Source organism: Enterovirga sp., from assembly GCF_028290205.1.
In the GTDB taxonomy this organism is placed as follows: domain Bacteria; phylum Pseudomonadota; class Alphaproteobacteria; order Rhizobiales; family Beijerinckiaceae; genus Enterovirga.
In genome coordinates this window covers 1-18,793 of record NZ_JAQGKF010000094.1, presented here as the reverse complement: position 1 = coordinate 18,793, position 18,793 = coordinate 1, and the positions used below count along the sequence as shown (strand labels likewise).

Below are 18,793 nucleotides of genomic sequence, written 5' to 3'. Positions count from 1 at the left end.
GCACGTCACCGACATGGCGTGGCGCCGGGTCAATCACCCGTCCGAGGTCGTCAACATCGGCCAGACGGTCAAGGTCAAGATCATCAAGATCAACCACGAGACGCACCGCATCTCGCTCGGCATCAAGCAGCTCCTCGCCGATCCGTGGGAGGGCATCGCCCAGCGCTATCCGGTCGACGCCAAGCTCAAGGGTCGCGTCACGAACATCACCGATTACGGTGCGTTCGTTGAGCTCGAGCCGGGCATCGAAGGCCTCATCCACGTCTCCGAGATGTCCTGGACGAAGAAGAACGTCCATCCGGGCAAGATCGTCTCCACCTCCCAGGAGGTCGAGGTGCAGATCATCGAGGTCGATCCCGTCAAGCGGCGCATCTCGCTGGGTCTCAAGCAGACCCTGCAGAACCCGTGGGAGGCCTTTGCCGAGCAGCACCCGGTGGGCTCCACCGTCGAGGGCGAGGTCAAGAACAAGACCGAGTTCGGGCTGTTCATCGGTCTCGAGAACGATGTCGACGGCATGATCCACCTGTCCGATCTCGATTGGAGCCGGCCGGGCGAGCAGGTCATCGACGAGTTCAAGAAGGGCGACGTGGTCCGGGCACAGGTGCTCGACGTCGACGTCGAGAAGGAGCGCATCTCGCTCGGCATCAAGCAGCTGGCGGGCGACCCCTTCGCCGATGCCGGCGAGATCCGGAAGGGTCAGGTCGTCACCTGCGAGGTGATCGAGGTCAAGGATTCCGGCATCGAGGTGAAGATCGTCGATACGGACATGCAGACCTTCATCCGCCGTGCCGAGCTCGCCCGCGAGCGGCCCGACCAGCGGCCGGAGCGCTTCTCCGCCGGTGAGCGGGTCGATGCCCGGGTCACCATGTTCGACCGCAAGGCGCGCCGCGTCACGCTGTCGATCAAGGCGCTGGAAGTGTACGAGGAGAAGGAAGCGATCGCTCAGTTCGGCTCGTCCGACAGCGGCGCCTCGCTCGGCGAAATCCTCGGCGCGGCCCTCCGGAAGGCCGGCGACAAGAAGTAACGACCGGCCCACGAACCGGACGTCCCGAGGCCCGCGCCCCCACCGGCGCGGGCCTTTTCGTGTCTGGCCCCGGGGCCGCCTCCGGCCGGGCGCGGGGCTTAGGCGGCCTGTGCAGCCCGCTTCTCGGCCTCGGGCCCGGACGGGGCGCTCCGGCTCGTCTCCGGCGTGGCGATGGCGAACACGGCGAGTCCGAAGGCCGCGACCCCGGCCAGAAGCTGCACGCCGACGAGCCAGGCCGTGCTGTCTGACACGGTGCAGAGCGCGCCGCGGGCCGCCAGCACCGCGAAGGCGACCAGGAAGATCGGCTTGCGGCCCCACACATCCGCCTTGCCGCCGACCAGCGTGGCGACCGGCACCATCACGCATTGGGCGGCCACGATGCAGATCGCGATCAGCGTCGTCCCGAGTTCGGGGCTCACCAGCGCGAGCTTCTGGCCCACCGGCGGCAGCATGGCCGCCGCAGGCTCAGCCGAGCGGCCCCATGAAGACAAAGAACGCCCCGGCCACGATCAGCCCGAAACCGACCGCGTGATTCCAGGTGAAGGCTTCACCGAGATAGGCGACCGAGAACACGGCGAAGACCAGAAGGGTGATCACCTCCTGCATGGTCTTCAGCTCGGCCGCGGTCCAATGCGCGTGGCCCCAGCGGTTGGCCGGCACCGCGAGCCAGTATTCGAAGAAGGCGATGCCCCAGCTCGCCAGCACGACGATCCACAGCGGCTTGTCGGCAAAGCGCAGATGGCCGTACCAGGCGAAGGTCATGAAGACGTTCGAGGCCAGCAGAAGGGCAACGGGCGTCAGGGCATTCAGCGACATCGAGCGGGCTCCGGCAGATCACCTGCCTAGCGTGGGCCGCCCGGGCCGGCGAGCAGCCTAGCCGTCCGCCGAGATGCCGAGCTCCTTCACGAGCCGTCCCCATTTCGCCATGTCGGCTTCCATGAACGCCCGGAACTCGGCCGGGCTCGTGGCGCTCACCTCGATGCCGAGCACGGCGGTGCGCTCCTGGATGTCCGGCGACGCCGAAACCTGGGCCAGGGCCGCATGCAGCGCCTCGGCCATGCCGGCCGGCGCCTTGGCCGGAAGGTAGACCCCGAACCAGGCCACGAACTCGTAATCCGGGACCACGTCGGCAATCGGCGGCACCTCCGGGGCGAGTTTCGAGCGGCCCCGGCTCGTGATGCCGAGCGCCCGCAGCTTGCCGCCTTCGACCAGCGGCCGCACCGACGGCAGGTTGTCCACGATCATGTCGATGCGGCCGCCCAGAAGGTCCCCGGTGGCCAGCGCCGCGCCCTTGTAGGGCACGTGCTTGATGCTGAGGCCGGCCAGCTTGTTGAACAGCTCGGCCGAGAGGTGGAGGCCGCTGCCGATGCCGGCCGACGCATAGGTCAGTTCGCCCGGCCGCTTGCGGGCCTCGGCCACGAAATCCGCCAGCGTGCGGGCGGAGACCGAGGGCCCGACGCAGAGCAGGCTCGGGGCCGCCGCCACCATGCTGACCGGCATGAGGTCGCGCAGCGGCTCGTAGCCCTTGCTCGGGTAGAGGAACGGCATGGTGGCGACCGCCGAGGAGGTCAGCATGACCGTGAGGCCGTCCGGCGGCGCCCGCGTCGCTGCCAGGTAGCCGATGCTGCCCCCGCCGCCCGGCCGGTTCTCGACGATGAAGCGGCCCTTGGTGATGGCCCCCAGCCGATCGGCGATGACCCTTGCCACCACGTCCGTGCCGCCTCCGGCCGGAAAGGGCACGAGCAGGGTGATCTGGCGACCCTCCGGCCAGCTCTGGGCATGAGCCAGGGAGGGGGCGGCTAGGGAAGCGGCGGCTCCCGCCAGGACAGTGCGGCGCGTGGTGATCGGCATGTCGGACCCGCCTGAGGGTGGCTGGGGCGATCTTGCGCGAGGCGGCGCGCCAGCACAATTCCGGCTGCTCCGACGCGCCGCGTGGCGCTTCGCGCGCGCTTTCGTTATGCGCGGGGGATGAATATCGGTCCGCCCGCCCCCGACACCGAGCCCGCCACCACTCATTTCGGTTTCGGCGAGGTGCCGCTCAGCGAGAAGCAGGCCCGCGTCGACGAGGTCTTCCATTCGGTCGCCTCCCGCTACGACGTCATGAACGACCTGATGTCGGCGGGCCTGCACCGGCTCTGGAAGCGCACCCTGGTCGCGATGCTGAGGCCGTCCCGCACGCGCCCGTTCCGCCATCTCGACGTGGCCGGCGGCACCGGCGACGTGGCCTTTCGCGTGGCCGAGGCCGGCGGGCCAGGAACCCGCGTCACGGTGGCCGACATAAATGCCGGCATGCTGGCGGTCGGCCGCGAACGGGCCGCCAAGCGGGACGAGGACCGGGTCGCCTTCGTGGAAGCGAATGCCGAAGAGCTGCCGTTCGAAGACCGGGCGTATGACGGCTACACGATCGCCTTCGGCATCCGCAACGTGCCCCGCATCGAGCGCGCCCTGGCGGAGGCGCATCGCGTGCTCCGGCCCGGCTCGCGCTTTCTCTGCCTCGAATTCTCGCGTGTCGACGTGCCGGGTCTGGACCGGCTCTATGAGGCCTATTCCTTCGGGGTGATCCCGCGGCTCGGCGAATGGGTGGCCAAGGATCGGGATTCCTACCAGTACCTCGTGGAATCGATCCGCCGCTTTCCGCCGCCGGGCGCCTTCTCGGGCATGATCGAGCAGGCCGGCTTCCGCCACGTCACGCACCGTCCGCTCTCGGCCGGCATCGTGGCCATTCATTCCGGCTGGAAGGTCTGATCCGGGCATGATCGCCGGCCTTGTCCACCTCGCCCGCAATCTTCGGGCCGGCTTCGTGCTGGCGCGCGAGGGCGCGCTGGCGCTGGTCGATCCCTCCGCCCTGCCGCCGGGCGCGCAACTCGCCATCCGGCTCGCCCGCCTCCTGGAGCGGCGCGGCGCAGCTTCCGGCGCGGCCCGGCTTTCGGCGGCCCTGACCCGGCTCGGGCCCTCCTATGTGAAATTCGGCCAGTTCCTGGCGACCCGGCCCGACATCGTCGGGGCGGCGGCCTCACGGGACCTCGAAAGCCTGCAGGACAGGATGCCGCCGTTCAGCCAGGCCGAGGCGGTGGCCATGGTGGAGCTGTCGCTCGGCCGACCTCTCGACCAGGCCTTTGCCGAATTCGGGCCGCCCGTCGCGGCCGCCTCCATCGCCCAGGTGCACCGCGCCACCGCGCGGCTCGACGGGCGCGATCTCGCCGTCAAGGTGGTGCGGCCCGGCGTGCGGGAGCGCTTTGCCCGCGACCTCCAGGCCATGCGCTTCGCGGCCCGGCTCGCCGAGCGCCGCCTGCCCGTGGCCCGCCGCCTGCGGCCGACGGAGATCGTGGAAACGCTGGCCCGCTCGGTCGCGGTGGAAACCGACCTGCGCCTCGAGGCGGCGGCCCTGTCCGAACTCGCCGAGAACACCGAGGGCGATCCCGATTTCCGCGTTCCCCACCCGGATTGGGAGCTGACCGGCCGCGACGTGCTCGTCACCGAGTGGATCGACGGCATCCCGCTGCACCGGCTGGACGCGATCGAGGCCGCCGGCCACGACCGGGCGGCGCTGGCCAAGACGGTGATCCAGTCCTTTCTGCGCCACGCCATCCGGGACGGCTTCTTCCACGCCGACATGCATCCCGGAAATCTAATGGTCGATCCGCAAGGCCGGCTGGTCGCGGTGGACACCGGCATCATGGGCCGGCTCGGCATGAAGGAGCGGCGCTTCCTGGCCGAGATCCTGCTCGGCTTCATTCTGCGCGACTACCGGCGCGTCGCGGTGGTGCATTTCGAGGCCGGCTACGTGCCGGCCCGGCACTCGGTCGAGGACTTCGCTCAGGCGATCCGGGCCATCGGCGAGCCGATCCACCGGCGCCGGGCCGACCAGATCTCGATGGCCCGGCTGCTGACGCTGCTGTTCGAGATCACCTCCCTGTTCGACATGGAGACCCGGACCGAGCTCGTGATGCTGCAGAAGACCATGGTGGTGGTCGAAGGGGTCGCCCGCTCGCTCGACCCGCGGCTCGACATCTGGGCCGTGTCCGAGCCCGTGGTCCGGAGCTGGATCGAGCGCAATCTCGGCCCCATCGGACGTGCCGAGGAGGCCGGCCGCGGCCTGCTCGCGCTGGCCCGCGTGGCCGGCGACCTGCCCGTGATGGCCCAGCAGGCCGAGCGGCTCCTGGCCAAGCTCGACGCCGCCGCCGACCGCGGCATCGCGCTCGAACGCGAGACGGTGTTCGGCACCGGCCGCCACCCGACCCGCTCCCTGCGGTTCATCGCGGCCGGGATCTGGGTGGTGGTGCTGATGCTGGTCGTGATGGCGCTCTCAGGCGGCTGAGGCGCGCCCGGCCCGTCTTGTCGACAGGCAGGCCGGTGTGCATGGTGCGGCCCGAGCGACACGCGGTCGCGGGCCGGGCATCGCGGCGGGCGCGGCCAGGCGCGACGTCACAGTCGTGACCGGCACCACGAGCAGCAAGCCTTGGCGGGCCTCGCCGCCTGCCCTGTCCGGGCACGAGTGAGACATGACCCTTTCCGGCCGCCGCATCCTCCTCGTCATCGGCGGCGGCATCGCGGCCTACAAATCCCTCGACCTCATCCGTCGGCTGCGCGAGCGCGGAGCGGGCGTGCGCTGCATCCTGACCGCCGGCGCCCAGCGCTTCGTCACGCCGCTGGCCGCGGCCGCCCTTTCGGGCGACCGGGCCCATACCGATCTGTTCGACCGCGAGACGGAGGCCGAGATCGGCCATATCCGGCTCGCCCGCGACGCGGACATGGTCGTGGTGGCGCCGGCCACCGCCAACCTCCTGGCCAAGATGGCGGCGGGCCTCGCCGACGACCTCGCCTCCACGGTGCTGCTCGCCACCACGCTGCCGATCCTCGTGGCGCCCGCCATGAATGTGCGCATGTGGCAGCACGCGGCCACGCGCCGGAACATGGCCACGCTTCTCGCCGATGGCATCCGGACCGCGGGGCCAAACGACGGCGCCATGGCGGAGGCGGAATGGGGGCCCGGCCGCATGGCCGAGCCGACCGAGATCGCGGACGCCGTGGAGGGGCTGCTCGGCGCCGGCCAGGAGGGCGGCCGCGCGGCGCTCGCCGGCCGGCACGTGCTCGTCACCTCGGGCCCGACGCATGAGCCGCTCGACCCCGTGCGCTATCTGGCCAACCGCTCCTCGGGCCGCCAGGGCCACGCCATCGCGGCCGCCGCCGCCGCCGCCGGGGCCCGGGTGACCCTGGTGTCCGGCCCGGTGGCCCTGCCCGACCCCCCGGGGGTTGCGGTGCTGCGGGTCGAGACCGGGCGCGAGATGCTGGCTGCGGTCGAGGCGGCGCTGCCGGCCGACATCGCCGTGTTTGCGGCCGCCGTGGCCGATTGGCGCGCCGCCGGTGCCGCGGCTCAGAAGATCAAGAAGGACGGAGCCGAGCCCCCGCCGCTCCGGCTCGCGCTGAACCCGGACATCTTGGCGACCGTGGCCGGACGGACGGAGAGCCGCCCGGCTGTCGTGGTCGGCTTCGCGGCCGAGACCGAGCACGTGGTGGCGCATGCCCGCACGAAACTGGCCCGCAAGGGCTGCGACCTGATCGTCGCGAACGACGTCTCGCCTGAAACCGGGATCATGGGCGGCGCCCGCAACGCCGTCCATCTCGTTACGGCCGAGACGGTGGAGGACTGGCCGGACCTGCCCAAGGAGGAGGTGGCGCGCCGGCTCGTGGCGCGCTGCGCCGAGATGCTGGCCGGGCGCTGAGGCGTCCAGTCCGCGCCGCCGCCCGGGGCGCGGACTGAAGCGCGGCCCTAGGCCGCGATGGACATGTGCGGCTCTGCCGCCCGGACGTCCGCGTCGACATGGTCGGCGAAGCGCTTGAAGTTCTCCTGGAACATGGTCACGAGCCGCTTCGCCGTTTCGGCGAACTCGGCTTTGTTCTGCCAGGTCTTCACCGGGTAGAGGATGTGCGGCTCGACGCCCGGCACGGAGGTCGGCACGGCAAAGCCGAAATACGGATCGCGCCGGAAATCGGCCCGGGCCAGCGAGCCGTCGATCGCCGCCGTGAGCAGCCGGCGGGTCACCCGGATCGGCATGCGGCGACCGCCGGTCGCAACGCCGCCGCCGGTCCAGCCGGTGTTCACCAGCCAGCAATCGACATGGTGCCGGGCGATCAGGTCACGCAGCAGGTTGCCGTAGACCGAGGGGTGGCGCGGCATGAAGGGCGCGCCGAAGCAGGTCGAGAAGGTCGCCTCGGGGCCCTTGAGCCCCTTCTCGGTGCCGGCGACCTTGGCCGTGTACCCGGACAGGAAGTGGTACATCGCCTCGGCCGGGGTCAGCTTGGCGATGGGCGGCAGCACGCCGAAGGCGTCGGCCGTCAGCATGACGATGTTCTTCGGGTGGCCGGCCCGGCCCGTCTTCGAGGCGTTGGCGATGAAGTCGATCGGGTAGGCGCAGCGCGCGTTCTCGGTCTTCGACCCGTCGTCGAAATCCGGCTCGCGGGTGATCGGGTCGTAGACCACGTTCTCCAGAACCGTTCCGAAGCGCTCGGTCGTGGCGTAGATTTCCGGCTCCGCGTCGCGCGACAGCCGGATGGTCTTCGCGTAGCAGCCGCCCTCGAAGTTGAAGATGCCGTTCTGGCTCCAGCCGTGCTCGTCGTCGCCGATGAGCATGCGGTCAGGATCGTTCGACAGCGTCGTCTTGCCGGTGCCCGACAGGCCGAAGAACACGGCCGAATCCCCGCCGGGGCCTGAATTGGCCGAGCAGTGCATCGGCATGACCTTCTTTTTGGGAAGGATGTAGTTCAGGTACGTGAAGACCGATTTCTTCATCTCGCCGGCATAGGACGAGGAGCCGATCAGCACGATCTTGCGCGTGAAGTCGCAGGCAATGATCGTCTCGGAGCGGCAGCCGTGGCGGGCCGGGTCGGCCTTGAAGCTCGGCAGGTCGATGATGGTCAGCTCGGGCACGAAGCCCGGCAGGTCGCCCCGCTCCGGCCGGATCAGCAGGTTGCGGATGAACATCGAGTGCCAGGCGTATTCCGTATAGACGCGCGCCTTGACCCGGTGCGCCGGGTCGGCGCCGCCATAGAGGTCCTGGGCGTAGAGGGCCTTGCCCTCGGCATGTTTGATGAAATCCGCCAGGATGACGTCGAACTGCTCGCGCGTGATGGAACCGTTATTTTCCCACCAGACCTCGTTCTCGGTCTCGGCATCGCGGACCACGAACTTGTCCTTCGGCGAGCGGCCGGTGTGGATTCCGGTATCGGCCGCCAGCGCGCCGCCCTGAATCAGGTGCGCCTCGCCTGCCGCGACGGCGCGCTCGGCGAGCGCCGCCGCCTCCAGGTTCCAGGCGACAGACGCGAGGTTGCGAAACCCAAACGCCTCTGCGCCATGGTTCGGGTTGTGGACACCGAGATCGGCCGCCTGCTTGCCCAACTGCGTATCCTCCGGGAGCGCTGCTGCTCGGTCCGGGACAGGCGCGGCGCGCGCGCGGGACCGAAGATTGCTTGGCCCTTACCCGAATTGCTCCCCGGCGCTCAAGTCGCCTGCGTCTCTTAGTTACCGGTCGACGGCGCTTCGGCGGCCGCCCGGGCCTCGGCGGCGAGCGCCACCAGGACGCCCCGAAGCTCCGCGGCCGTGTTCACCGGGCTCGGAAACACGACCCGGGCCGTGAGGTCCCCGGCCAGCAGGTCGAGCCCTTCGGGGTCCAGCCCGGTCGCCCGCCAGGGTCCCGCCGGGCACCCGGCGAGCTGCACCGCGTAGAGCTGGAGGGCGTCCGGGTGATCGGCGTTCAGGTGAGCGACTGCGCCGTGCTCCGCCTCGGCCAGGGCTGCCGCGGGGCCCATGTCGACCAGGAGCTCGGCCGGACGGAGACGGGCCGCCCGGGCGAAACCGCCGTTGAGATGCGCGCCCTCGAGCGCGAGCCGGCGGAAGCCGAAATCCGGGAAGTCGGCGTAGAGCTCGGCCTTGGGGTGGCGAGCCAGGAAGCGCCGCCGGGCCTGCGGCCCCTCCGCCGTCACCACCCGACCGGACAGCGTCAGGCGGGGATGCGCGAGCGGGTCGCCCTTGCCGCCCAGCCCGAGCAGCAACGAGGCGCGCGGCTCGCGCTCCAGATTGGCGGTGTGCGCAGCGAGGCGCGACAGCAGCAGCAGGGGCGAGCCGTCCATGTCGGTCGCGACCGTGACCAGGGAGCAGAACGGCGCTCCCGTGTCCCGGTCCAGGGTGGCGAGTGCGCCGGACCGCACCGTCCGGAGCAGGCGGCGGGCGAGGGCCGGGGCGTCGAAGGCGGGATCGGACGAGGTCGCGTCGGAGGTCATGGCTGGAGCTTCGCGGAGGAGTGGGCCGGCGGGGATTTGGCAAGCGGGGTCGGCTGTCTTAGACAGGCGCCCAGATTCATGTGTGGACGAGCGCCGCGCGGGCGACGTTCGTCGAAAGCCACGTCAATCTCGGCCGCACCGCCGGCCGGTACCCGGGGACATGAATGCCCACCATCGCTCTCGTGGATGACGATCGGAACATCCTGACCTCCGTGACCATCGCGCTGGAAGCCGAGGGTTACCGCATCCAGACCTACACGGATGGCGCCTCAGCCTTCGACGGCATGCGGCAATCCCCGGTCGATCTTGCCATCCTGGACATCAAGATGCCCCGCATGGACGGGATGGAGCTGCTCCGCCGCCTGCGCCAGAAGTCGGACATGCCGGTGATCTTCCTCACCTCCAAGGATGAGGAGATCGACGAACTGTTCGGCCTCAAGATGGGCGCCGACGACTTCATCCGGAAGCCCTTCTCGCAGCGGCTCCTGGTGGAGCGGGTCAAGGCCGTGCTCCGCCGCGGCGCGCCCAAGGACGCCGCGAGCCCGCGCGAGACCGACGCCAAGGCGCTCGAACGCGGGCTTCTGAAGATGGATCCCGAGCGGCACACCTGCACCTGGAAGGACGAGCCCGTCACCCTGACCGTGACCGAGTTCCTGATCCTGCAGGCGCTGGCCACCCGGCCGGGCGTGGTCAAGAGCCGCAACGCCCTGATGGACGCGGCCTATGACGACCAGGTCTATGTCGACGACCGCACCATCGACAGCCACATCAAGCGGCTCCGCAAGAAGTTCAAGGTGGCCGATTCCGCCTTCGACATGATCGAGACCCTCTACGGTGTCGGCTATCGCTTCAAGGAAGCCTAGGCCGGGAACCGCCCGGGCCGCGGCCGCGGAGGCGCTCCCGGACAGTCCGGCGGCCAGCGGCGCCGGCGCTCGCCTGCTGTGGCTCGGCACTTGGGCCCGGCGCGCCGGCCGGGCCGTTCTGGCGCAGGCGTCGTCCAGCCTGAAGCGCCGCATCATCTTCCTGAACATCGCCGGGCTGGTCGCGCTCTCGGTCACCTTTCTGACCTTCTCGACCTTCCGGCAGAGCCTGATCGAGGCCAGGGTCCAGAGCCTGCTGATCCAGGGCGACATCATCGCCGGGGCGATCGCCGCCTCGGCCACCGTCGATGCCGGCACCATCCTGACCGATCCCGACAAGCTGCTGGAGATGCAGGCCGGAGACGGGGTGGGCGACGAGCCCGTGTCGCCGCTCGAATTCTCGATCAACCCGGAGCGGGTCGCGCCCCTGCTGCGCCGCCTCGTTGGCCCCACCGGAACGCGGGCGCGGATCTACGACCGGGACGGAGTCCTGACCCTCGACACCCGAACCCTGTACAGCCGCGGCGACGTGTCCCGCCCGGACATCCCCGTGGTGGCGCCTGAACCCACGCTGCTGGAGCGGAGTTGGCGCTGGATCGCCGGATTGTTCCGGCGCGACCGGCCGCGTTTCGAGGAGATCGGCCCCCAGAACGCCCGCAACCTGCCCGAGGTGCAGCGCGCGCTCGGCGGCAGCTCGACCCACACCGTCCGGGCGGACAGCCGTGGCGAGACCATTGTGTCCGTGGCCGTGCCGATCCAGCGCCAGCGGGCTGTGAAGGGCGCCCTGCTGCTCTCCACCCAGCGCGGCGACATCGACGCCGCCATCGCCTCGGAGCGGTTCGCGCTGCTTCAAACCTTCCTGATGGCCGGCGCCGTCATGATGGTGCTGTCCTACCTGATGGCCAACGGCATCGCCGGGCCGGTGCGGCGCCTCGCGGATGCGGCCGAGCGGGTGCGGCACGGGAGCAAGGCCCGGCAGGAAATCCCGGACCTGACCTCGCGGTCGGACGAGATCGGTCACCTGTCCGGCGCGCTCCGGGACATGACCAACGCCCTGTATCTTCGGATCGAGGCCATCGAATCCTTCGCCGCCGACGTCGCGCACGAGCTGAAAAATCCGCTCACCTCGCTGCGCAGCGCCGTGGAGACCCTGCCGCTGGCCCGGTCGGAGGAATCGCGCGGCCGGCTGATGTCCATCATCCAGCACGACGTGCGGCGGCTCGACCGCTTGATCACCGACATCTCGGACGCCTCGCGACTCGACGCCGAACTGGCGCGGGCGGATTCCGAGCCGATCGACCTGCGCCTTCTCCTCGAAACCGTGGTGGTGGTGGCCAACGAGCGCCGGCGCCCGCACGAGGCCCGCATCGACCTGGAGGTGGACGAGGCCGCCGGGCCGGGCGCCTTCGTGGTCAGCGGCCACGACAGCCGGCTCAGCCAGGTGGTGAACAACCTGTTCGACAACGCCCGCTCGTTCTCGCCGCCGGAGGGCGCCATCTGGGTCCGCCTGGCGCGAGACCGCGGTGACGTCGTGCTGACAGTCGAGGACCAGGGGCCCGGCATCCCGCCGCATGCCCTGGAGCGGGTGTTTGAGCGGTTCTACACCGACCGGCCCGAACAGGGCTTCGGGCAGAATTCCGGGCTCGGCCTGTCCATCTCGCGCCAGATCGTGGAGGCGCATCGAGGCACGATCCGGGCCGCCAACCGCGGCCCGGAGAGCGGCCGCAGCGGCGCCCGCTTCACCATCCGGCTGCCGGCCCACGGGCCGGCGTGACCGCGCCCGGCTCCGGCGCCGTCCACGCGACCGCGCTGGTTCTGGGGGAGCGGGGCCTGCTGATCCGCGGCCCGTCAGGCGCCGGCAAGTCGACGCTCGCGCGCCGCCTGATCTGCCGCGCCCGGGACGCTGGCCTGTTCGGCCGGCTGGTGGCGGATGACCGCACGATCCTGTTGCGGGCGGGCGGCCGGCTCATCGCCCGGCCCGTGCCGGCGATCGCCGGGGTGATCGAGATCCGGGGCATCGGGCTTGTCCGCGTGCCGCATGAGCCGGCCTGCGTGGTCAGCCTCGTGGTGGATCTCGAGGCGCCGCCGCGGCTGCCCACCGCGGCGGAGCGCCGCGTCGAGATCGCCGGTATCTGGCTTCCGCGCCTCGCCGCCGCCCTTCCGGAAGCCGAAGACCTGATCCAGTGGCGAATCCGTGACCTGAACGACACGGCCTTGGCCCTTCCCTGAGCAAATGGTCGCACAACACTTGCTTTGGGCATCGCAGTGCACAAAAATGTCACCTTCGCCTTCGGGTGGGGAAACCTCGTTCTCATGATCGGCATGGTGCTCGTCACGCACGGGCAGCTCGCGACGGAGTTCCGGTACGCGCTGGAACACGTCGTCGGACCTCAGGATCAGCTCGAGACGGTGACCATCGGCCCCGAGGACGACATGGATGTGCGCCGGCGCGACATCATGTCCGCGGTGTGCCGGGTCAATACCGGCCAGGGCGTGGTCGTCCTGACGGACATGTTCGGCGGCACGCCGTCGAACCTCGCGCTCTCCTGCATGAACGGCGGCTCGGTCGAGGTCGTGGCGGGGATCAACCTGCCGATGCTGATCAAGCTCGCCTCTGTGCGGGACGAGGAGATCCTGCGCGACGCCGTCCTGCACGCCCAGGAGGCGGGCCGGAAGTACATCAACGTCGCGTCCCGCGTTCTCGCCGGAAAGTAACTCGTGGAGAGTGATGCCGATTGCCCGCCGGGCGAGATGCCCGAGGGGGTGAGCTTCCGCGTGCTCCCGATCGTGAACCGAAAGGGCCTGCATGCGCGCGCCTCGGCGAAGTTCGTCCAGACGGTGGAGCGCTTCGACGCCGCCGTCACCGTGACCCGGTGCGGCGAGACGGTGGGCGGCCGCTCCATCATGGGTCTGCTGACGCTCGGGGCCGCGCGCGGCACCACCATCACGGTAACGGCCAAGGGGCACGACGCCGAGGAGAGCCTTGAGGCGATCGCCGCGCTGGTGGCCGGGCGCTTCGGCGAGGACGAGTAGGCTTCCGGCGGCACTCCCCCGGCAACCGACGCCCGGCGGCCGATTGACGCCCCTTCGGCGCCCCGGTCTAATCCTTGCGGGGAGCGGACGCGTTCCCCGCTGCCCGGAAGGTTGCGATGTCGAGAAGCTGGATCCGTCTCCTGTCGGCCGCGACCCTGCTCGCCGCCGTGCCCCTGCCGGCCCTGGCGCAGGCACCCAAATCCGGCGGCGCCCTGCAGGTCGTCGTGACGCCCGAGCCGCCGATGCTCATGCAGGGGCTGAACCAGAACGGCCCGACGAACATGATCGCCGGCAACATCTACGAGTCGCTGCTGCGCTACGACGAGAAGCTGCAGCCGATGCCATCCCTGGCCAAGAGCTGGGAGATCTCCCCCGACCAGACGGTCTACACCTTCCGGCTTCAGGAGGGCGTGACCTGGCATGACGGCAAGCCCTTCACGGCCGACGACGTGGTGTTCACGCTGGACAAGTTCCTGCGCGAGGTGCACCCGCGCTGGCGGCCCATCGTCAACGGCCAAGTCAAGGCGATCGAGAAGGTCGACGACCTCACCGTGCGGGTGTCGCTGAAGCAGCCCTTCGGCCCATTCCTGCTGTCGCAGGAGGTCGCCTCCGCCCCGATCGTGCCGAAACACGTGTACGAGGGCACCGATTACCGGGCCAACCCGGCCAACAACACGCCGGTCGGCACCGGGCCCATGAAGTTCGGCGAGTGGCGCAAGGGCTCCTTCGTCAAGCTCGTCCGCAACGAGAGCTACTGGGACAAGGGCCGGCCCTATCTGGACGAGATGTACTTCCAGTTCATCCCGGACGCCGCGGCCCGCGCCACCGCCTACGAGACCGGCCGGGTGGACGTGCTGACCGGCGGCGCGGTCGAGATCTTCGACGTGGCCCGGCTCGCCAAGCTGCCCAACACCTGCGTGACCACCAAGGGCTGGGAGATGTTCGCTCCCCATGCCTGGGTTTCGGTCAACCTCAAGAACGGCATCCTGGGCAACAAGCAGTTCCGCAAGGCCATGATGCACGCCATCGACCGCGAGTTCGGCCGCGACGTGGTGTGGTCCGGCTACGGCCGCATCCCCACCGGCCCGATCTCGTCCAAGACCAAGTTCTATTCCAACGACGGCGTGCCGACCTACAGCTACGACCCCAAGAAGGCCAAGGAGCTCGTGGCCGCATCGGGCTACAAGGGCGAGGTGATCCGCTTCCTCGGCCTGCCCTATGGCGAGACCTGGTCGCGCTGGGCCGAGGCCATCAAGCAGAATTTCGAGGAGGTCGGGATCAAGATGGAGATCGTCTCGACCGACGTGCCCGGCTGGACGCAGCGCACCTCGAACTTCGATTTCGATCTGACCTTCAACTTCCTGTACCAGCTCGGGGACCCGGCCACGGGCGTTGCCCGCTCCTACGTGTCGTCGAACATCGTCAAGGGGAACCCCTTCGGCAATGTCGGCCAGTACAGCAATCCGGAGGTGGACCGGCTCTTCGCCGAAGCCGCCGTCGCGCCGGCCGAGAAGCGCCAGGAGCTCTATACCCGGGTGCAGCAGATCCTGGCTGACGACCTGCCGGTGCTGTGGCTGCTGGAACTCGACTTCCCGACCGTGCATCGCTGCAACGTCAAGGATCTGGTCTCGACCGCGGTCGGCATCAACGACTCGGCGAAGAACGTCTGGAAGCAGTGAGGGGTTCGTCCGGCGGGCGCGGCGGGACATCGTCCCCGGGGCCCGACGGATCCGGCGCGTGGTGAGCGGAGGTGCGGGTCTGGGTGAGCGAGAGGACGTGTCCGGGGTGCGAGGCCCGCCATCCTGCCCTGAACGCCCCGTCCGCAAGGTGTTCCGGGCTCGCCTGGCGGGTTCCGGGCTGACGGGGCGCCGCTAGTGCTGCGCTTCCTTCTCTCCCGCTTCGCGAAGGGCATCGTCGTCCTGCTGGCGATCGCGATCCTCAACTTCTTCCTGATCCGCCTCGCGCCGGGCGACCCCGCCGTTGTCATGGCCGGCGAGGCGGGGGCGGCCGATCAGGCCTTCCTGGACCAGCTCCGCACCCGCTTCGGCCTCGACCGGCCGCTCGTGGAACAGCTCGGCATCTACCTGAAGGGCATCGCCAGCCTGGATCTCGGCTTCAGCTACCGGCAGAACCGCTCTGTCGCCTCGCTGATCGGCGAGCGGCTGCCCGCGACGCTGCTTCTCACCGGGACGGCCTTCGCCATCTCGCTCGGGCTCGGCATCCTGTTCGGGGCGCTGGCCGCGGCCCGGGCCGGCCGCCCCGCCGACACGCTCATCACCCTCGGCGCGCTCGTCTTCTACGCCACGCCGCTGTTCTGGATCGCGCTGATGAGCCAGATCGTGTTCTCGCTGAAGCTCGGCCTCGTGCCGAACGTGGGCTACGAGACGATCGGGGCCGGCCATACGGGGTTCGCCCGCGCGCTCGACATCGGCCATCACCTGATCCTGCCGGCGCTGACACTCGGGCTCTTCTTCACCGCCCTCTATGCCCGCATGATGCGGGCCTCGATGCTGGAGACCGCAGGGGCCGATTACGTCCGGACCGCCCGGGCCAAGGGCGTGGGGCCGGCGGCCGTGACGCGGCGCCACGTGGCCCGCAACGCCGTGCTGCCGGTGGTGACGCTGGCGGGCCTCCAGGCCGGGCAGATCGTCGGCGGCGCCGTCCTGACTGAGACGGTGTTCGCCTGGCCCGGCATCGGCCGGCTGATGTTCGAGGCCCTGGCGCAGCGGGACTACCAGGTGCTGCTCGGCGTGTTCTTCGTGTCCTCGGCCATGGTGGTGGGCTTCAACATCCTGACCGACCTGGTCTACCGGCTGGTGGACCCTCGCATCGAGGCGGGCGCGTGACGGTGCTGCGCCAGTTCGCCCGCAACCGCGGCGCCCTGATCGGGCTCGCGATCCTGCTCGCCGTGGTTGCCGTGGCGATGGTCGGGCCATGGTGGTTCCCGCAATCGCCGTGGCGCATGGCGGGCCGGCCGTTTCTCGCCCCCGGCGCGAACGAGCGCTTTTTGCTCGGCACCGACGCGCTCGGCCGCGACGTCGCGGCCGGCCTCGTCCACGGCGCCCGGGTGTCGCTCGGCATCGGCCTCGTCTCGACCGCGGCCGCCCTGCTGATCGGCGTGCCGCTCGGCGCCCTGGCCGGCTATGCGGGCGGCATCGTGGACGACCTCGCCATGCGCTTCACCGAGCTGTTCCAGACGATCCCGTCCTTCGCCCTCGCCATCGTGCTGGTCGCCATTCTGCAGCCCTCGATCGGCTCGATCGTGCTGGCCATCGCGCTCGTGTCCTGGCCGCCCGTGACGCGGCTGGTGCGTGGCGAGGTGCTGTCGTTGCGCTCGCGCGACTATGTCCTGGCGGCCCGCACGCTCGGCCAGAGCACGACCCGCATCGTTTTCGGCGTGGTGCTGCCAAACACGGTCGCGCCCATCATCGTGATGGCGTCGCTGATGGTCGCCTCGGCGATCCTGCTCGAATCCGCGCTCTCCTTCCTGGGGCTCGGCGATCCCAACCTGATGACGTGGGGCTACATGATCGGGGCCGGGCGCACCCGGCTGATCGACGCCTGGTGGATCTCCTTCTTTCCGGGCCTCGCCATCTTCCTGACCGTTCTCGCCCTCAACCTCGTCGGCGAGGGATTGTCCGACGCCCTCAACCCGCGCCTGGCGCGCGAAAGGTGACCTGATGGCCGTTCTCGAGGTCGACGGACTGACGCTGGCCCTGCCAACATCGGGCGACCGCGCGAGCGCGATCCAGAACCTGTCCCTGACGGTGGAGCGAGGCGAGACGCTCTGCGTGGTCGGCGAGTCGGGCTCGGGCAAATCCATGACGGCGCTGGCCGTGATGGGATTGCTGCCCCGCACGGTGCAGGCCACCGCCGGCACGATCCGGCTGGACGGGCGCGACTTGCTGAAGCTCTCCGAGCGCGAGATGCGGGACGTGCGCGGCCGGGAGGTCTCCATGATCTTTCAGGAGCCGATGACCTCGCTGAACCCGGTGATGCGGGTGTCCGACCAGATCGTCGAGGCGTTCGAGGCGCACGGCGCCCTCGACGCGCGCCGACGTCGTGACCGCACCCGGGAGCTCATCGCCGAGGTCGGCCTGCCGGACCCGGAGGCCATCGCCCGCGCCTACCCGCACGAGCTTTCGGGCGGCCAGCGCCAGCGCGTGATGATCGCCATGGCGCTCGCCATGGAGCCGAAGCTGATCATCGCCGACGAGCCGACCACGGCGCTCGACGTCACCACCCAGGCCCAGATCCTGCGGCTGCTGGACGGGCTGCGGAAGAAGCACGGCACGGCCGTCCTGTTCATCACCCACGATTTCGGCGTGGTGAGCGAGATCGCCGACCGGGTGGCGGTGCTGCAGCACGGCATCTGCGTGGAGACGGGGCGGGCCGAGGACGTGCTCAGGCGACCGCAGCACGACTACACCAAGCGGCTCCTGGCCGCCGTGCCCTCGCTGATCCCGCCTCCGCCCAAGGACCTACGGGGCGCGGCCCGCGCCTTCGACGTCAGCGGCCTGTCGAAGACCTACAAGGGGCGCGGCCTGTTTCGGCGCGGGCGCGAGGTGAAGGCCGCCGACGACGTCAGCTTCGCCATCCAGCGCGGCGAGACGCTGGGCCTCGTCGGCGAATCCGGCTCCGGAAAATCCACCGTCGGCCGCTGCGTCATGCGGCTGATCGAGCCGGATAGCGGCTCGATCAAGGTTGGCGACGTGTCGATCGGCGGGTTGTCGCAGCGGCAGCTCCGGCCCCTGCGCCGCCGCATCCAGATGGTGTTCCAGGATCCCTTCGCGTCCCTGAACCCGCGCCGCACCGTGGGCCGCATCATCGCCGAAGGCCCCATCGCCCAGGGCGTGCCGAAAGCCGAGGCCATGGCCAAGGCCCGCACCCTGCTGGACCTCGTCGGGCTCCGGGCCGAGGTGGCGAGCCGCTTTCCGCACGAATTCTCGGGCGGGCAGCGGCAGCGCATCGGCATCGCCCGGGCGCTGGCGCTCGACCCGGAGGTGCTGGTCGCGGACGAGCCCGTCTCGGCCCTCGACGTCTCCGTCCAGGCGCAGATCCTGGCCCTCATGCAGGACCTGCAGAAGCGGCTCGGCCTCGCCATCCTCTTCGTGACGCACGACCTGCGGGTCGCGGCGCAGATGTGCGACCGCATCGCGGTGATGCAGAAGGGCCGCATCGTCGAGCTGCAGCCGACCGCGGCGCTGTTCCGCGATCCGCAGCACGCCTACACCCGGGCGCTGCTGGCGAGCGTGCCGGGCGGCGCGAATGTGGGGGCGCGGCTGGACCTCGCCGGGCCGCTCTAGCGGCGGCGCCGCTCAGGCCGCCTCGACCGCGCTCTCGCGCCAGCGCTGCCCGGCCTGCGCCATGGGCCGGACCCAGAGCTTTTCCTCGCGGCCGGAAATGGCGACCTCCTGGCGGGGCAGGTCCGGCTTGGCGCCGGCCGCCTCGAACACCGCATCCGAGACCACGGCCTCGACACCGAGCCCCTTGGTCAGCCCCTGGAGCCGGGCCGCGACATTGACCGGGTCACCGATGGCCGTGAACACGGCCTTGCCGTGCAGCCGGTCGCCGATCTCGCCCAGGATGGCGAAACCCG

The 18,793-nt window shown here is 70.3% G+C and carries 17 protein-coding genes and 2 pseudogenes; 13 read left to right on the top strand and 6 right to left on the bottom strand.

Annotation, left to right across the window (positions count from 1 at the left end):
* The coding region (locus JWR86_RS06400) for a S1 RNA-binding domain-containing protein (protein WP_299562400.1) at positions 1 to 1,024 on the top strand (1,024 nt) is incomplete at its 5' end.
* Between the two features lie 170 nt (positions 1,025 to 1,194).
* Here the strand turns inward: JWR86_RS06400 and JWR86_RS06395 are convergent.
* The 3 genes and pseudogenes from JWR86_RS06395 to JWR86_RS06385 all read right to left on the bottom strand — a co-directional run.
* Positions 1,195 to 1,482 (bottom strand): annotated as a pseudogene (locus tag JWR86_RS06395) (MFS transporter); the annotation flags it as partial.
* 7 nt (positions 1,483 to 1,489) lie between these two features.
* Positions 1,490 to 1,840 carry a DMT family protein gene (locus tag JWR86_RS06390; RefSeq protein WP_299562397.1) on the bottom strand — a complete coding sequence of 117 codons (351 nt, stop codon included), beginning with the start codon at positions 1,838 to 1,840 and terminating at the stop codon, positions 1,490 to 1,492.
* A gap of 57 nt (positions 1,841 to 1,897) precedes the next feature.
* A complete protein-coding gene (locus JWR86_RS06385; RefSeq protein ID WP_299562394.1) occupies positions 1,898 to 2,875 on the bottom strand; it encodes a tripartite tricarboxylate transporter substrate binding protein in 978 nt (325 codons plus the stop codon).
* A 117-nt stretch (positions 2,876 to 2,992) separates the two neighbouring features.
* Here JWR86_RS06385 and ubiE point away from each other — a divergent pair, with 117 nt between their 5' ends.
* The 3 genes from ubiE (at position 2,993) to coaBC (ending at position 6,747) form a co-directional block, all read left to right on the top strand.
* A complete protein-coding gene (ubiE, locus tag JWR86_RS06380; RefSeq protein WP_299562391.1) occupies positions 2,993 to 3,769 on the top strand; it encodes a bifunctional demethylmenaquinone methyltransferase/2-methoxy-6-polyprenyl-1,4-benzoquinol methylase UbiE in 777 nt (258 codons plus the stop codon).
* A gap of 7 nt (positions 3,770 to 3,776) precedes the next feature.
* Positions 3,777 to 5,342, top strand: coding sequence for a 2-polyprenylphenol 6-hydroxylase (gene ubiB / locus JWR86_RS06375; protein WP_299562388.1), 1,566 nt, complete (start codon positions 3,777 to 3,779; stop codon positions 5,340 to 5,342).
* A 184-nt stretch (positions 5,343 to 5,526) separates the two neighbouring features.
* Positions 5,527 to 6,747 carry a bifunctional phosphopantothenoylcysteine decarboxylase/phosphopantothenate--cysteine ligase CoaBC gene (gene coaBC, locus JWR86_RS06370; RefSeq protein ID WP_299562385.1) on the top strand — a complete coding sequence of 407 codons (1,221 nt, stop codon included), beginning with the start codon at positions 5,527 to 5,529 and terminating at the stop codon, positions 6,745 to 6,747.
* Between the two features lie 47 nt (positions 6,748 to 6,794).
* Here the strand turns inward: coaBC and JWR86_RS06365 are convergent, their stop codons facing one another.
* Both JWR86_RS06365 and JWR86_RS06360 read right to left on the bottom strand, forming a co-directional pair.
* A complete protein-coding gene (locus JWR86_RS06365) occupies positions 6,795 to 8,420 on the bottom strand; it encodes a phosphoenolpyruvate carboxykinase (RefSeq protein ID WP_299562382.1) in 1,626 nt (541 codons plus the stop codon).
* A gap of 119 nt (positions 8,421 to 8,539) precedes the next feature.
* On the bottom strand, positions 8,540 to 9,301 hold the full coding sequence (locus tag JWR86_RS06360; RefSeq protein WP_299562379.1) for a DUF2470 domain-containing protein: 762 nt from the start codon (positions 9,299 to 9,301) through the stop codon (positions 8,540 to 8,542).
* A 164-nt stretch (positions 9,302 to 9,465) separates the two neighbouring features.
* Here JWR86_RS06360 and JWR86_RS06355 point away from each other — a divergent pair, with 164 nt between their 5' ends.
* The 9 genes from JWR86_RS06355 (at position 9,466) to JWR86_RS06315 (ending at position 18,500) form a co-directional block, all read left to right on the top strand.
* Positions 9,466 to 10,164, top strand: coding sequence for a response regulator transcription factor (locus JWR86_RS06355; protein WP_299562377.1), 699 nt, complete (start codon positions 9,466 to 9,468; stop codon positions 10,162 to 10,164).
* A 73-nt stretch (positions 10,165 to 10,237) separates the two neighbouring features.
* A complete protein-coding gene (locus JWR86_RS06350) occupies positions 10,238 to 11,935 on the top strand; it encodes a stimulus-sensing domain-containing protein (RefSeq protein WP_299562409.1) in 1,698 nt (565 codons plus the stop codon).
* Positions 11,932 to 12,390, top strand: a complete 459-nt coding sequence (locus tag JWR86_RS06345; protein WP_299562374.1) for a hypothetical protein — start codon at positions 11,932 to 11,934, stop codon at positions 12,388 to 12,390. The genes JWR86_RS06350 and JWR86_RS06345 overlap by 4 nt, the downstream gene beginning before the upstream one ends.
* Before the next feature lie 84 nt (positions 12,391 to 12,474).
* Entirely contained in the window at positions 12,475 to 12,876 is a 402-nt protein-coding gene (locus JWR86_RS06340; RefSeq protein ID WP_299562406.1) for a PTS sugar transporter subunit IIA, read from the top strand.
* A gap of 36 nt (positions 12,877 to 12,912) precedes the next feature.
* The gene (locus tag JWR86_RS06335) at positions 12,913 to 13,194 is read left to right on the top strand and encodes an HPr family phosphocarrier protein (protein ID WP_299562403.1); all 282 of its coding nucleotides are present in this window, start codon (positions 12,913 to 12,915) and stop codon (positions 13,192 to 13,194) included.
* Between the two features lie 116 nt (positions 13,195 to 13,310).
* Positions 13,311 to 14,873: an ABC transporter substrate-binding protein gene (locus JWR86_RS06330; RefSeq protein ID WP_299562371.1), complete on the top strand. Its 1,563-nt coding sequence runs from the start codon at positions 13,311 to 13,313 to the stop codon at positions 14,871 to 14,873.
* A gap of 195 nt (positions 14,874 to 15,068) precedes the next feature.
* Positions 15,069 to 16,040: an ABC transporter permease gene (locus JWR86_RS06325; RefSeq protein WP_299562368.1), complete on the top strand. Its 972-nt coding sequence runs from the start codon at positions 15,069 to 15,071 to the stop codon at positions 16,038 to 16,040.
* Positions 16,037 to 16,870, top strand: a complete 834-nt coding sequence (locus JWR86_RS06320; RefSeq protein WP_299562365.1) for an ABC transporter permease — start codon at positions 16,037 to 16,039, stop codon at positions 16,868 to 16,870. Before JWR86_RS06325 ends, JWR86_RS06320 begins: the two co-directional genes overlap by 4 nt.
* A 4-nt stretch (positions 16,871 to 16,874) precedes the next feature.
* Positions 16,875 to 18,500, top strand: coding sequence for an ABC transporter ATP-binding protein (locus JWR86_RS06315; RefSeq protein ID WP_299562362.1), 1,626 nt, complete (start codon positions 16,875 to 16,877; stop codon positions 18,498 to 18,500).
* A 12-nt stretch (positions 18,501 to 18,512) separates the two neighbouring features.
* Here the strand turns inward: JWR86_RS06315 and JWR86_RS06310 are convergent.
* A pseudogene (locus tag JWR86_RS06310) lies at positions 18,513 to 18,793 on the bottom strand (hypothetical protein); the annotation flags it as partial.